Source organism: Streptomyces sp. DSM 116793, assembly GCF_057320905.1.
Genome location: NZ_CM170494.1, coordinates 6,802,494 through 6,816,058, shown reverse-complemented (window position 1 = coordinate 6,816,058; position 13,565 = coordinate 6,802,494). Strand labels below are relative to the sequence as shown.

Here is a 13,565-nt window from a genome sequence, read left to right as displayed (position 1 = left end):
ATCTCATCGGTCATGGCGTACCAACGGTACGCGAGCGGACACCGCCGTGCCCTGGCCCGGCTCGGACTCCACACAGAGGGTGCCCGCTATCCGCTCGGCCCGGGCGCGCATCCCGGCGAGCCCGAAGCCGCCGGTGCCGGAGCGGGGCGGCAGGGCCCGGGGGTCGAAGCCGCGGCCGTCGTCGCGGACGTCCAGGGTCACCTCGTCGTCCATATAGGAGAGGGTGACGCCGACCCGGGTGGCGGCGGAGTGCCTGGCCGCGTTCGTCAGGGACTCCTGGGCGATCCTCAGCAGGGTGGCCTCGACCTCGTCGTGCAGGGGCTGGGCGGTGCCGGTGACGGTGAACGCGGCGGGCACCTCCTCACGGGCGGCCCACTCGGCGACGGTCTTCTCGAGCGCCTGAGGCAGGGTGTCGTGCTCCAGGGCCGCCGGGGCGAGGTTCTGCACCGAGCGACGGGCCTCACCGAGGCTGTGCCGGGCGAGCTTCGCGGCCTGCTCCAGGTGTTCCCGGGCCAGGTCCGGGTCCTTGGTGCCCATGACGACCTGCAACTGGGCGATGATGCCGGTCAGGCCCTGGGCGATGGTGTCGTGGATCTCCGCCGCCAGCCGCCGCCGCTCGTCGGCGACGCCGGCCTCCCGCGCCTGGACGAGCAACTGGGCGTGCAGGGCGGCGTTCTCGTCGAGCGCCTGGTGGAGGCGGGTGTTGGCACTCTCCAGCTCCTGGATGGTGCTGGCCTGGAGGCGGTTCCGCTCCTCCTCCTTGACGCCCAGCTGGTTGAAGATCATGACCAGGACGGCGTTGAAGCCGAGCATCGTGCCGAACAGCAACCACTCGACCGGCGCCTCGGGAGGCAGCCCGCCGGCCTCCGCGCCCGCCATGGTGACCGCCGTCGCGATCAGGCCGAGCCTGAGGTGCCGGGAATGCAGCAGCCGTTCGGCCCCGTAGTAGCCCGAGACGGCGTAGAGCGACATGAAGGGGTTCATCCAGGAGAGGGCGAAGCCCAACGCCCACCGGACGGCGTAGTAGCGGGCCGAGGTGCGGGACGGGACGGAGTGGAGGGCGCCCGTCCTGTGCCACCAGAGCTGGAGTGCGAGCGCGGCACAGGCCAGCGGCACGGCGGCCACCCGCTTGCCGGGGGTCATGGCGACGTGGTTGGTGGCCACCGACACGAGCACGCCCGCGATCAGCAGCACCAGCGAGCCCGAGCGGTTGACCTGTGCCCAGCGGCGCTCGACCGCCGCGCTGGCACGGCCGACGCCGGCCACCGCGCTGATGCGCTGCGCTCCGGCCACCGCGCTGATGCGCTGCGCTCCGGCCGCCGAGCCGATGGCCGGCGCCGCGCTCACGGCCACCGGGACCCCGCCGACGGCCGGCTCGCCCCGGGAGGCGGTGGTCCGCGGCACGGAGAACCTGCCGGGTCCCGCACGCCCGGCCTCCGCCGGCCCCGCCTCCGCCGGTCCGGTCCCCCCACCGCCCGCCTCCGCGAGACCGGGGTGTCCACCGCCGGTGCACCCGCCACCGGAGTGCCCACCGTCGGTACGTCCACGGCCGGTGTCCGCACCGCGCCCCGGGTCCGCGGTCCTCGTGCAGCTCGCCATGAGGTCAGTCTGGGGCACGGACCCGATCGGACCCAGGGGGCCCGCGGGTGCCGTCCCCCATGCCAGGTCGGCAGTCATGGGACCTCACTCCCACCGGAACCAGCGGGACGCGGCCGCCGGGAGCACGACGGCCCACAGCGCGAGGACACCGAGGTGTGCCGACGACGGCCAGCCGCCGGCGGCGGCCTGGTCGAGCGCCTGCGCCGCCGCCCCGAACGGGGTGAGCTCGACGATCCGGGCCAGGGTGTCGGGCATGGCGCGCACCGGCAGCCAGACGCCGGCGCAGAACATCATCGGGAAGAACACCGCCGACCCGATCCCGCTCGCGATCTTCGAGGTGCGGGAGAGGGCCGAGACCAGGGCTCCCAGGGCCAGGGCGGCGAGCACCGCGAACAGCAGGGCGAGGGCGTACCCGAACGCCTGCCGGGGCAGCGGAACATGGAAGGCGAGACGGCCCACCGCGAGGGAGAGCAGCAGGGAGACCACGGCCGCCGCGCCGTGCAGACCCATCTGCGTACCGAGCAGGGTGCCGGGGCGCACGGGGGTGGTGGACATACGGCGCAGGATGCCGCGCTCCCGGTAGCCCGTGATGACCGGCGGCATCGCCTGCAGAGCGGCCACGATCATGGAGAGCAGCACCGACACCGGCACATAGGCATCCACCAGGCGGATGCCGCCGAGGCCCGGATCGTGCTCCCGGAACGACGGGATGCAGCCGAGGACGACCAGCAGGAGGGTGGGGAAGCCGAGGATCCCGAAGACGCCCGACGGCTCGCGCCCGAAGAGCCTGGACTCGGCCCTCAGCACGGCGCGCCAGGGACGCGCGGCGCCCGGCCGGGCGGGGGCGTGGGCGGTGGTGGTGCTCATGCTTCAGGCTCCTGTCAGGTCGAGGTAGGCGTCATCGAGGGTGGCGTCGGCGACGCGGAGCTGGTAGGCGGTGATGTGCCGGCGGGCCAGCAGGGTGACGACCGCGTTGACCGTCTCGTCGGTGCCGCTCAGGGTGATCCGGCCGTCCTTGCTCTGGACGGACGCGACCTTGGGCAGCGCGGCCAGCACGGCTTCCTCCAGAGGGGAGGAGGGCGTGAAGGAGATCACGGTCGAGCTCGAGGCGCGGCCTATCAGGCCTGACGGGGTGTCCAGGGCGGCGATCCGGCCGCGGTCGATCACGGCGATCCGGTCGCAGAGCCGCTGGGCCTCCTCCATGAAGTGCGTCACGAGCAGGACGGTGACGCCGCTGTCCCGCACCTCTTCTATGAGCTTCCAGGTGTCGCGCCGGGCGCGTGGGTCCAGGCCGGTCGTCAGCTCGTCCAGGACGACGACGCGGGGATTGCCGATCAGGGCGAGCGCGATGAACAGCCGCTGCTTCTGGCCACCGGAGAGCTTTCCGAAACGGGTGCCCAGCTTGCCGGTGAGGCCGAGCCGCTCGGCGAGCGGGCGCCAGTCGGCCGGCGAGGGGTAGCAGGCCGCGTACAGCTCCAGGGCCTCGCGGACGGTGAGCTTGGCCTGCAACTCGCTCTCCTGGAGCTGGGCACCGAGGATCCGGGTGACCGCGTCGTGCTCGGCGGCCGGGTCGAGGCCGGCGACCCGGACACGGCCGGAATCGGGGACGCGCAGGCCCTCGACGCACTCGACCGTGGTCGTCTTCCCCGCGCCGTTCGGCCCCAGGATTCCGAAGATCTCGCCCTCCTCGACGGCGAACGAGACTCCGTCGACGACTCTCCGGCCGCCGTACGACTTCGTGAGGGCCTGCACGTCGATGATCGGGCGCGGGCCTGAGCCGCCGGGCGCTTCCGGCGTGTGGTGCGGGGCAGGCGTGTTCGGCATGCTTCGAGGATCCCGGCGGGCGGCCCACGCCCACATCGCCCATCACGCCAGAGCCACCCATCGTCCGATCGGCTGATACGCCGATACGACCTCACGGCAGGCCGGTACGACTTCGCCGCGAGACCGGCGCCGACTGCACCGGGAGCCCGGTGGTCCGGACCCGTGGCCCCGCCCTCGGCCCGGCTGGACTAGGACCAGCGGACGAGGCCGGTCCGCCCACCATGGGCCGAAATCCGGTGGGCGGTGTCAGTGGCAAACCGTAGGCTCGCCACTGATGTCCGAGAGCCCTGCACCCACGCTGCCCGACCCCGCCGCCGAGCCGTCCCCCGAGCCGATCTCCTCCGGGCCCGCCGCGCCCGGGGCATCGGCCGCGGCGGGCACGCCGGCCACACCGGGCACGCTGGCCACACCGGGCACGCCGGACGCAGCGGCCGCACCCGCCAGGGATCACTCCACGGCGCGCTCCCTCCTGCGGCTGTGGCCCTATGTGCGCCGGGTGCGAGGCCGGCTGTTCGGCGCGGCGGCCATCGCGATAGTCGCGTCGAGTGTGGGGCTGGTGATCCCGCTCGTCCTGAAGTGGATCGTCGACGACCCGGTGGCGCACCGGGACCCGGGCGGCGTCTGGCTGGGCGCGCTCTACCTGCTCCTGCTCGGCATCGCGGAGGCGGGCCTGTTCGGGCTGCGCCGCTGGCTGGTGGCGCGCCCGCTCGCGGGCGTGGAGGCGGAGATGCGCGGCGACCTGTACCGCCACCTCCAGCGGCTGCCGGTCGCCTTCCACGACCGCTGGGCGTCGGGCCAGCTGCTGTCCCGGGCCACCACGGACCTGATGCTGCTGCGCATGTTCCTGGCCTTCCCGTTGACGTTCCTGCTGGTGAACGGGGCGACGATCCTGATCGGCGTGGTCATCCTGCTGGCCCAGCAGTGGACCCTGGGACTGGTGCTGCTGGCGCCCGCGGTGCCGCTCATGGTGGTGTGCGCGTACTTCGAGACGCGGTACTCCACCGTGGCCCGCCGCGCCCAGGACCAGGTGGGCGATCTGACGACGGTCGTCGAGGAGGGCGTCCTCGGCATCCGCATCATCAAGGGCTTCGGCCGGCACCGCAGCCAGGCGCACGCCTTCCGCACGCTGGCGCGCACCCTGCGGGGCACGGAACTGGCCAAGGCCAGGCTGCTCGCGTCGATCTGGGCCGTCATCATGACGCTGCCGGAGCTGGCCATCGGCGCCGCGCTGGTGCTCGGCACCCTCCAGGTGGCGGACGGCACGGTCTCGGCGGGCACGCTGGTGGCGTTCCTCTCCACGGCCCTGGCGCTGCGCTGGCCCATCGAGTCCATCGGCTTCCTGCTGGCCATGACCCAGGAGTCGGCGACGGCCACGGAGCGGTACTTCGAGGTGATGGACGAGGAACGGGAGACGGCGGATCCCGAGTCGGACGGCACCCCGGCGGACGGCACCCCGGCGGGCGGCACACCTCCGGAGTTGACCCCGCCTGACGGCACCGCTGTGGACGGCACCGCCGCGGTCGGCACCGTGACGGCCGGGCCGGCCGAGGCCCCCTGCGGGACGAACGGCGCCCGTCCCGCAGGCACCGGCACCCAGCCCACCCCCGGCCCCCGTCCCACCGGCACCGCCACGGGCACCGGCACCGGCACCGGCACCGGCACCCAGCCCACCCCCGGCGCACGAGCCGCCACCCGCACCCGGACCGCCGCCGGCCTCCGCTTCGAGGCCGTGGAGTTCCGCTACCCGGACGCACCTGAGTCCGCTCCACCCGTGCTGCGCCGCATCGACCTGCACATCGCGCCCGGCGAGACCATGGCGCTGGTGGGCGCCACCGGCAGCGGCAAGACGACCCTCACCGCCCTCGTCCCCCGGCTGCACGAGCCGACTGCCGGCCGCATCACCCTGGACGGTGAGGACATCACGGCGATCCCCCGCGCACGGCTGCGCACGCTGGTCGCCGTGGCGTTCGAGGAGCCCACACTGTTCTCGGCGACCGTCGCGGAGAACGTCCTGATGGGCGCGGCGCACGCCGCGGGCGAAGCGGAGCTGCGCCGCGCCCTGGCCGTGGCGCAGGCGGAGTTCGTGGACCAGTTGCCGCAGGGGCCCGCCACCCAGGTCGGGGAGCAGGGGCTGAGCCTGTCCGGCGGGCAGCGGCAGCGGCTGGCGCTGGCCAGGGCGGTGGTGGGCCGCCCCCGCTTCCTGGTCCTGGACGACCCGCTGTCCGCGCTCGACGTGCACACGGAGGCGCTGGTGGAGGCCGCTCTGCGCCGCGTGCTCGCGGACACCACCGCGCTCGTCGTGGCGCACCGCCCCTCCACGGTGCTGCTCGCCGACCATGTCGCGCTCCTCGACGAGGGCCGGATCACCGCCGTCGGCACCCACCAGGAGCTGCTGCGTGGCAACGCCACCTACGCCTGGCTGATGTCGGCCACGGACCCCGAGGACGCGGCGGCCCCGCCCGGATCCGCCCCCGCCCCCGCGCCCGCGCTCGCCCCGGCCGAGGCCCGGCCCGCCCCGGCACCCGCCCCGGCACCCGCACCCGCACCCGCACCCGCACCCGCAGGGAGGAAGGACCGATGACGACGGCGTCCACCAGCACCGCACCGGATGCCGACGGCGACGACGAAACCGGCACCGGCGGCACCACCGCCAACGGCACCGCGGGCTCCGACGGCACCGGAAACGCCACCGGCACCGCGGCCACCACCGGCAAGGGAGGCACCGACGGCACCGGCACCACGCCCGCACCCGCACCCGCACCCGCACCCGCCGGCGATCCCTTCGACCGCGACGCCCTGCCCGCCCCCAAGGGCGCAACAGGCGCCCTGTTGCGCTCCCTGCTCGCCCCGATGCGCGCCCGAGTCGCCGTCACCACGCTGCTGCTGCTTCTCCAGCAGGCCGCCGTCCAGGCGGGCCCACTGCTGGTCGCCTACGCCATCGACCGCGGCGCCCCCGCCGCGCGGCACGACGACTACGGGCCGCTGGTCGCGGTCGGCGCCGGCTATGTGCTCTGTGCGCTGGCCTCCGGCGGCCTCCAGTACGCGTTCATCATCGCCTCGGCCCGTGTGAACCAGGACGTCCTGCTCGACCTGCGCGGCCGGATCTTCCGGCACGCGCAGGCCCTCAGCATCGACTTCCACGAGCGTTACACCTCCGGACGGCTGATCGCCCGGTCCACCACGGACGTCGAGTCGCTGCGGGAGCTGCTGAGCGAGGGGCTTCAGGAGCTGATCACCGTCATCCTGTCGTTCGTCTACATCTCGGCGATGCTGCTCTGGCTGGATCTCAGCCTGGGATCGGTGGCCGTGCTGTCCTTCGGGCCGCTGTACCTGCTGGTGCGGATGTACCGCCGGCGGGCGGGACGGATCTTCGCGCTGCGGTCGACGGCGATCGCCGCCGTCATCGTGAAGTTCACGGAGACGATGAACGGCATCCGGCCGGTACGCGCGTTCCGTCGGGAGAAGGCGAACGACGCCGCGTTCGACGTGCTCAACCGCCGCCATGAGCGGCTGAACGGGGACTCGCTGCTGGAGATGGCCCGCTATGTGATCGGTTCGCGGCTGGTCGCCAACACCGCGGTGGCCGCGATCGTGCTCTGGGGGGCCTACCGGGTCGCGAGCGGTTCGCTGGCGCTGGGTGTGCTGGCTGCGGCGGTGCTGTACCTGCGGCGACTGTACGACCCGATCGACCGGCTGGGGATGTTCCTGAACTCGTACCAGTCCGCCGCGGCCTCCCTGGAGAAGATCGCGGGCCTGCTGGCGCAGACCCCGACCGTTCCGGAGCCGACCGCTCCGAAGCCCCTGCCGGAGCGCGAGCCCGGCCGACCGGGGCGCGCGGTGACGTTCGAGGGCGTGCGCTTCGCGTACCGCACGGGCGGCGAGGTGCTGCCCCGCTTCGACCTGAGCATCCCGGCCGGCCAGACGGTGGCCGTGGTGGGCTCGACCGGCGCGGGCAAGTCGACGCTGGCGAAGCTGCTGGCGCGGTTCTACGACCCCACGGAGGGCAGGGTCCTGCTCGACGGCACGGACCTGCGCGACCTCTCCATGCCCGACCTGCGGCGCGGCGTGGTGATGGTGACCCAGGAGGCCTTCCTGTTCTCCGGCACGGTCGCCGAGAACATCGCCATCGGCCGCCCGGACGCCACCCGGGAGGAGATCGAGCAGGCCGCGAAGGCGATCGGGGCGCACGACTTCATCGCTTCGCTGCCGGACGGCTACGACACCGACGTACGCAAGCGGGGTGGCCGGATCTCGGCGGGCCAGCGGCAACTGGTGGCGTTCGCGCGGGCGCTGCTCGCGGACCCCGCGGTGCTGATCCTGGACGAGGCGACGAGCTCGCTGGACATCCCGGGAGAGCGGGCCGTGCAGCGTGCCATGCACACCGTGCTGCGGGGCCGGACGGCCATGGTGATCGCCCACCGGCTCTCCACGGTGGAGATCGCCGACCGGGTGCTCGTCATGGCGGACGGCCGCGTCATCGAGGACGGTCCCCCCTCGGAACTCATCGCGGACACGGGCGCCTTCGCCGACCTGCACCGGGCGTGGCGAGAAAGCGTCGCCGGCTGACCCCGGCTCAGGCGGTTCGGCCGACTTCGGCTCAGGCGTCGGGCTGGCCCCGGCTCAGGCGTTCGGCTGACCCCGGCTCAGGCGTTCGGCTGACCCCGGCTCCGGGTTCCGTCCCCTTCGTCACCGGGGCCCCGGACCCGCGGCCGGTCGTCGTTGGCATGACCACCGGTCGTCTTCGGCGAGCGCGCCGAGAGAGGGTCGTGGGGGCCTGGGGCGACCCGGCGGTCAGTACCATGCGGTCTCCGGCTACCGGCCGCACGACGGGAAGGACAAGAAGATGGGGCGAATCGCCTTGGAAGGCGTACCGGTCCGGTGACGACTCAGATCATCGTTCTCAACGGCGGGTCCAGCTCCGGCAAGACCGGCATTTCCCGCTGTCTGAAAGCGATTCTTCCCGAGCCGTGGCTCAGCCTCGGCGTGGACGATCTCGTCGAGGCACTGCCGCCGTCGCTGCTGCAGTCCGGGGCGGGCATCGAGTTGGGGCAGGGCGGTGAGGTCGCGGTCGGCGACGGTTTCCGCGAGGCCGAGGCCGCCTGGACGGCGGGCATCGCCACGATGGCACGGGCCGGGGCCCGGATCATCCTCGACGACGTCTTCCTCGGCGGCGGTGCGTCGCAGGACCGCCTCCGCGGGCACCTCGCCGGCCTGGAGGTCCTGTGGGTCGGCGTCCGGTGCGACCCGGAGATCGCGGCAGGCCGGGAGCTGGCCCGGGGCGACCGGGTACACGGGATGGCGGCCTCGCAGGCCGAGATGGTGCACAAGGGCGTCGTCTACGACGTCGAGGTCGACACCGGCAACGCCGAGTCCGTCGAGTGCGCGCGCACCATCGCGGCCCACGTGGTCTGACCGGACGTCCGGGGTGCGGGCGGGCCCCTGACCGGGCCACAGCCCGATAATGGCACGTCGTCACCTACGCCCGCGCTCGCCGGGCCACTTCACCTCCACGCGCCCCTGCACGTCGCCGCGCCCCCTTACGTCGCCGCGCCCCTTCACGTCCCCCGCCCTTTACGTCCCCGCGCCCCTGCACGTCCCCGCACCCACCCCTACGTCCCCACGACCATTTCGGCCACCCCCACGCCCACCCCTCCCCCACCCCACGGCGCTCCGGGACCGTTCGCCACCACCCCCCATCACCACCCCTAACCACCATCGACACGCCCGCGCCTCCGCGCACCCGCCCAGCCACCAAGACCAGACGGTCCGCTTATCGGACACCGTCGTCCGGGCAACGGGACCTTTCCGGCCAACCTATTGATGCGCTCCTGACAAATCCCTCGCGCGACTGTCACGCTTCCCCTCAGCCACCGCACAGCTCGGTCACATCTTCTCCACCGGTCGGTCGCCGCGTCCGGAACCGTCCGCTCAGCCGGCCGGCCCTCGCGACCGGGCTGCGCACCCGCTCGGACGTCCCGCACGCCCGGGCCCACACCCGGGTGCCTCGCGCGTCCGGGCCCGTACCCGGACGTCGCGCACGTCCGGGACCCGCACCCGCACGTCCCGCACATGGTTCCGCCCTGTACTGCCCGGACGGCCACCCGCCGTCCGGTCGACCCTGGCCGCCTCATCCGGCCACGCAGAAGGAGACCGTGTTGAGACACACCCCCCGCAGAGGCACCACCCGTGGGAGCGCCGCACGCAGGAGCAGCGCCGCCCACAGCCGCACCCCCCACAGACCGGCCACCGCGGCCGGCGCGTTCGTCGCCATCGCCGCGCTGCTGTCCATCGGCGCCCAGGCCGGCGTGGCCGCCGCCGACGCACACCCCGCGCAGCAGGCCACCGTCGGCCACCCCGCGGCGGCGCTCGGCAAGGTCCACGAGGGCGCGCTGCCCGTCGACCTCTCCCCCGCCCAGCGCACCGCGCTGATCAAGCAGGCCTCCGCCGCCACCGCGGACACCGCCCAGGAGCTCGGCCTCGGCGCGAAGGAGAAGCTGCTGGTCCGCGATGTCGTCAAGGACGCCGACGGCACCCTGCACACCCGCTACGAGCGCACCTACGCGGGCCTGCCGGTGCTCGGCGGCGACCTCGTCGTCGACTCCACGGGCGGCGCGGCCAAGGGCATCACCCCCGCGGTCCGCACCCACCTGGGGACCGTGGACACCACCGCCACCGTCGCGCCCACCACCGCCGAGAAGCAGGCGCTGGGCGCCGCCACGGCGAAGGGCGCCGAGAAGGCGGACACCGACAAGGCCCCGCGCAAGGTGGTCTGGCTGGCCCAGGGCACGCCGGTGCTCGCCTACGAGACCGTGGTCGGCGGGCTCCAGGACGACGGCACCCCCAACCAGCTGCACGTGATCACCGACGCCTCCACCGGCAAGCAGCTCTACAGCTGGCAGGGCATCGAGAACGGCACCGGCAACACCGAGTACAGCGGCACGGTGACCCTCGGCACCCAGCAGTCCGGCTCGACGTACACCCTCACGGACACCGGCCGCGGCAACCACAAGACGTACAACCTGGCGGGCCGCACCTCCGGCACCGGGACGCTCTACTCGGGCGCCGACGACGTCTGGGGCAACGGGCAGCCCACCAACTCCGAGACGGCCGCCGCGGACGCGCACTACGGGGCGGCGCTGACCTGGGACTACTACAAGAACGTGCACGGCCGCACCGGCATCCGCGGGGACGGCGTCGGCGCGTACTCGCGGGTGCACTACGGGAACCAGTACGTCAACGCGTTCTGGGACGACTCCTGCTTCTGCATGACCTACGGCGACGGCGTCGGCAACACCTCGCCGCTGACCTCGATCGACGTGGCCGCGCACGAGATGACCCACGGCGTCACGTCGGCCACCGCGGGCCTCAACTACAGCGGTGAGTCCGGCGGCCTGAACGAGGCCACCAGCGACATCTTCGCCTCCGCCGTCGAGTTCTACGCCAACAACCCGTCCGACCCGGGCGACTACCTCATCGGCGAGAAGATCGACATCAACGGCGACGGCACCCCGCTGCGCTACCAGGACAAGCCCAGCCGCGACGGCGTCTCGCCGGACGCCTGGTCCTCCAGCCTCGGCCGCCTGGACGTGCACTACTCGTCAGGGCCCGCGAACCACTTCTTCTACCTGCTCTCCGAGGGCAGCGGCAAGAAGACGATCAACGGCGTGAGCTACGACTCGCCGACCGCGGACGGGCTGCCGGTGACCGGGATCGGCCGGGACAAGGCCGCGCTGATCTGGTACAAGGCGCTGACCACCAAGTTCACCTCGACGACCAACTACGCGGCCGCGCGCACCGGGACGCTGGCCGTCGCGGGCGACCTGTACGGCACGGACTCGGCCGAGTACAAGTCGGTGGCGGACGCCTGGGCGGCCATCAAGGTCGGCTCGCGGCCCGGCGGCAGCGACCCGGGCACCGGCACCACCTTCGAGAGCAGCACCCAGGTGGCCATCCCGGACCGGGGCACCGGTACCTCGTCCCTCACGGTCAGCGGGATCAGCGGCAACGCCCCCAGCGACCTCGCGGTCTCGGTCGACATCACGCACACCTACCGCGGTGACCTGGTCATCGACCTGGTGGCCCCGGACGGCTCGACCGCCAGGCTGAAGGACGCCGACCCATTTGATTCCGGCCAGGACGTCCAGGAGACCTACACGGTGGACGCCTCCTCGGTGGCCGCCAACGGCACCTGGAAGCTCCGGGTCCAGGACACCGCGGCGCAGGACAGCGGTTACATCAACGGCTGGAAGCTCACCTTCTAGCCGGGCCCGCACCGCCGCCGCACCGCACGCGCGGCACGCACGAGAAGGCGCCGCACCTGGGACGACTCCCGGGTGCGGCGCCCTCGTTCGGGGTACGGCGGGGATCCGGAACATTTCATCGGTATTGCGTGCAGAAGCACCCAATTCGTCGATGGTTTCCGGCCAACCTTGGTATGTACTCATGACATGTACAAGAGGTAAATGACAGGCTGCCCGGGCAGGTGTGCTTCGCACCTCACTGTGTCGCCCGGAGTCCCCCACGTCTCCGGGTCCCCCACCACAACATCACAAGGAGCCTGCGTGACCCCCCACATATCTCGCAGAGGCAAGATCCTGGCCATCGCCACCACCGTGGCCGCCGGCGCGCTGATCGCCTCCGGTGTCTCTGGACCGGCCTCCGCCCAGCCGCAGCCGTCCACCCTGGCCGCCGCCCCCATGAACCTCTCCGCGGCCGCGCACACCGACCTGATCAAGGCCGCCCAGGCGAAGACGGCCGAGACGGCGAAGGCACTCGGCCTGAGCGACAAGGAGAAGCTTGTCGTCAAGGACGTCGTCAAGGACCGCAACGGCACCACCCACACCCGCTACGAGCGCACCTACGCCGGCCTGCCCGTGCTCGGCGGCGACCTGATCGTCCACGAGACCAAGACCGGTACGACCAAGGGCGTCACCCGCGCCGCCCAGGGCAGCATCGCCGTCCCCACCGGCACCGGCACCCTGGCCGCGAAGGCCGCCCCCGAGGGCGCGCGCAAGGTCGTCTGGGCCGCCTCCGGCAAGCCGACCCTGGCGTACGAGAAGGTCGTGAAGGGCACGGCCGAGGACGGCACGCCCCAGAAGCTGCACGTCATCACGGACGCGGCCACCGGCAAGAAGCTCTTCCAGTACGACGCCGTGCACACCGGCACCGGTGAGAGCGAGTTCAGCGGCACGGTGGAGCTCGGCACCACCAAGAACGGCGACACCTACGAGCTGACCGACGGCGACCGCGGCGGGCACAGCACGTACAACCTCGACAACGATGTCAACGGCAAGGGCACGCTCTTCACGGACGACGACGACAAGTGGGGCGACGGCACGGTCGACGACCCGGCCACCGCCGCCGTCGACGCCGCCTACGGCGCCGCCGAGACGTGGGACTACTACAAGGACGTGCACGGCCGCTCGGGCATCAAGGGCGACGGCGTGGGCGCCTACTCCCGGGTCCACTACGGCGACAACTACGTCAACGCGTTCTGGGACGACTCCTGCTTCTGCATGACGTACGGCGACGGCGCGGGCAACAAGGCGCCGCTGACCGCCCTCGACGTGGCCGCACACGAGATGAGCCACGGCGTCACCGCCGCCACCGCCGGTCTCATCTACAGCGGTGAGTCCGGTGGCCTGAACGAGGCCACCAGCGACATCTTCGGCACCTCGGTGGAGTTCTACGCCGACAACTCCGAGGACCCGGGCGACTACCTCATCGGCGAAGAGATCGACATCAACGGCGACGGCACCCCGCTGCGCTACATGGACAAGCCGAGCAAGGACGGCGCGTCCCTGGACTCCTGGAGCGCGGACGCCGGCAAGACGGACGTCCACTACTCCTCCGGCATCGCCAACCACTTCTTCTACCTGCTCTCCGAGGGCAGCGGCAAGAAGACGATCAACGGCGTGGACTACGACTCGCCGACCTCCGACGGGTCCACGGTCACCGGGATCGGCCGGGACAAGGCCGAGCAGATCTGGTACAAGGCCCTGACCGAGTACTTCACGTCGGACACCGACTACGCCGGGGCCCGCGAGGGCACCCTCAGCGCGGCGGCCGACCTGTACGGCCAGGACTCCGCCGAGTACAAGGCCGTCGACGCGGCCTGGGCGGGTGTCAACGTGTCCTGACAC

At 72.6% G+C, this 13,565-nt stretch carries 8 protein-coding genes; 5 read left to right on the top strand and 3 right to left on the bottom strand.

Going from position 1 to position 13,565, the window contains the following annotated elements:
• Nucleotides 1–3 precede the first annotated feature (3 nt).
• The 3 genes from ACSMXW_RS26820 to ACSMXW_RS26810 all read right to left on the bottom strand — a co-directional run bounded on the left by ACSMXW_RS26820 (nucleotide 4) and on the right by ACSMXW_RS26810 (nucleotide 3,423).
• Nucleotides 4–1,266 (bottom strand): sensor histidine kinase, encoded by a 1,263-nt coding sequence (locus ACSMXW_RS26820; protein ID WP_485808328.1) that lies wholly within the window; start codon nucleotides 1,264–1,266, stop codon nucleotides 4–6.
• 417 nt (nucleotides 1,267–1,683) lie between these two features.
• Entirely contained in the window at nucleotides 1,684–2,466 is a 783-nt protein-coding gene (locus tag ACSMXW_RS26815; RefSeq protein WP_485800011.1) for an ABC transporter permease, read from the bottom strand.
• A gap of 3 nt (nucleotides 2,467–2,469) precedes the next feature.
• Entirely contained in the window at nucleotides 2,470–3,423 is a 954-nt protein-coding gene (locus tag ACSMXW_RS26810) for an ABC transporter ATP-binding protein (protein WP_485800009.1), read from the bottom strand.
• Between the two features lie 274 nt (nucleotides 3,424–3,697).
• Between ACSMXW_RS26810 and ACSMXW_RS26805 the strand changes: the two genes are divergently transcribed.
• From ACSMXW_RS26805 to ACSMXW_RS26785, 5 genes are all read left to right on the top strand, one after another.
• Nucleotides 3,698–6,004 (top strand): ABC transporter ATP-binding protein, encoded by a 2,307-nt coding sequence (locus ACSMXW_RS26805; RefSeq protein WP_485800008.1) that lies wholly within the window; start codon nucleotides 3,698–3,700, stop codon nucleotides 6,002–6,004.
• Nucleotides 6,001–7,989 (top strand): ABC transporter ATP-binding protein, encoded by a 1,989-nt coding sequence (locus ACSMXW_RS26800; protein ID WP_485800006.1) that lies wholly within the window; start codon nucleotides 6,001–6,003, stop codon nucleotides 7,987–7,989. The genes ACSMXW_RS26805 and ACSMXW_RS26800 overlap by 4 nt, the downstream gene beginning before the upstream one ends.
• Before the next feature lie 312 nt (nucleotides 7,990–8,301).
• On the top strand, nucleotides 8,302–8,835 hold the full coding sequence (cpt, locus tag ACSMXW_RS26795; RefSeq protein ID WP_485800004.1) for a chloramphenicol phosphotransferase CPT: 534 nt from the start codon (nucleotides 8,302–8,304) through the stop codon (nucleotides 8,833–8,835).
• A 740-nt stretch (nucleotides 8,836–9,575) separates the two neighbouring features.
• On the top strand, nucleotides 9,576–11,684 hold the full coding sequence (locus ACSMXW_RS26790) for a M4 family metallopeptidase (protein WP_485800002.1): 2,109 nt from the start codon (nucleotides 9,576–9,578) through the stop codon (nucleotides 11,682–11,684).
• A 300-nt stretch (nucleotides 11,685–11,984) separates the two neighbouring features.
• Entirely contained in the window at nucleotides 11,985–13,562 is a 1,578-nt protein-coding gene (locus ACSMXW_RS26785; protein ID WP_485800000.1) for a M4 family metallopeptidase, read from the top strand.
• Nucleotides 13,563–13,565: the final 3 nt, after the last annotated feature.

What these genes read in the sequence shown, in the direction of transcription:
- ACSMXW_RS26805 (WP_485800008.1), top strand. Translation starts at nt 3,698, where the DNA reads ATGTCCGAGAGCCCTGCACCCACGCTGCCCGACCCCGCCGCCGAGCCG.
- ACSMXW_RS26800 (WP_485800006.1), top strand. Translation starts at nt 6,001, where the DNA reads ATGACGACGGCGTCCACCAGCACCGCACCGGATGCCGACGGCGACGAC.
- ACSMXW_RS26810 (WP_485800009.1), bottom strand. Translation starts at nt 3,423, where the DNA reads ATGCCGAACACGCCTGCCCCGCACCACACGCCGGAAGCGCCCGGCGGC.
- ACSMXW_RS26815 (WP_485800011.1), bottom strand. Translation starts at nt 2,466, where the DNA reads ATGAGCACCACCACCGCCCACGCCCCCGCCCGGCCGGGCGCCGCGCGT.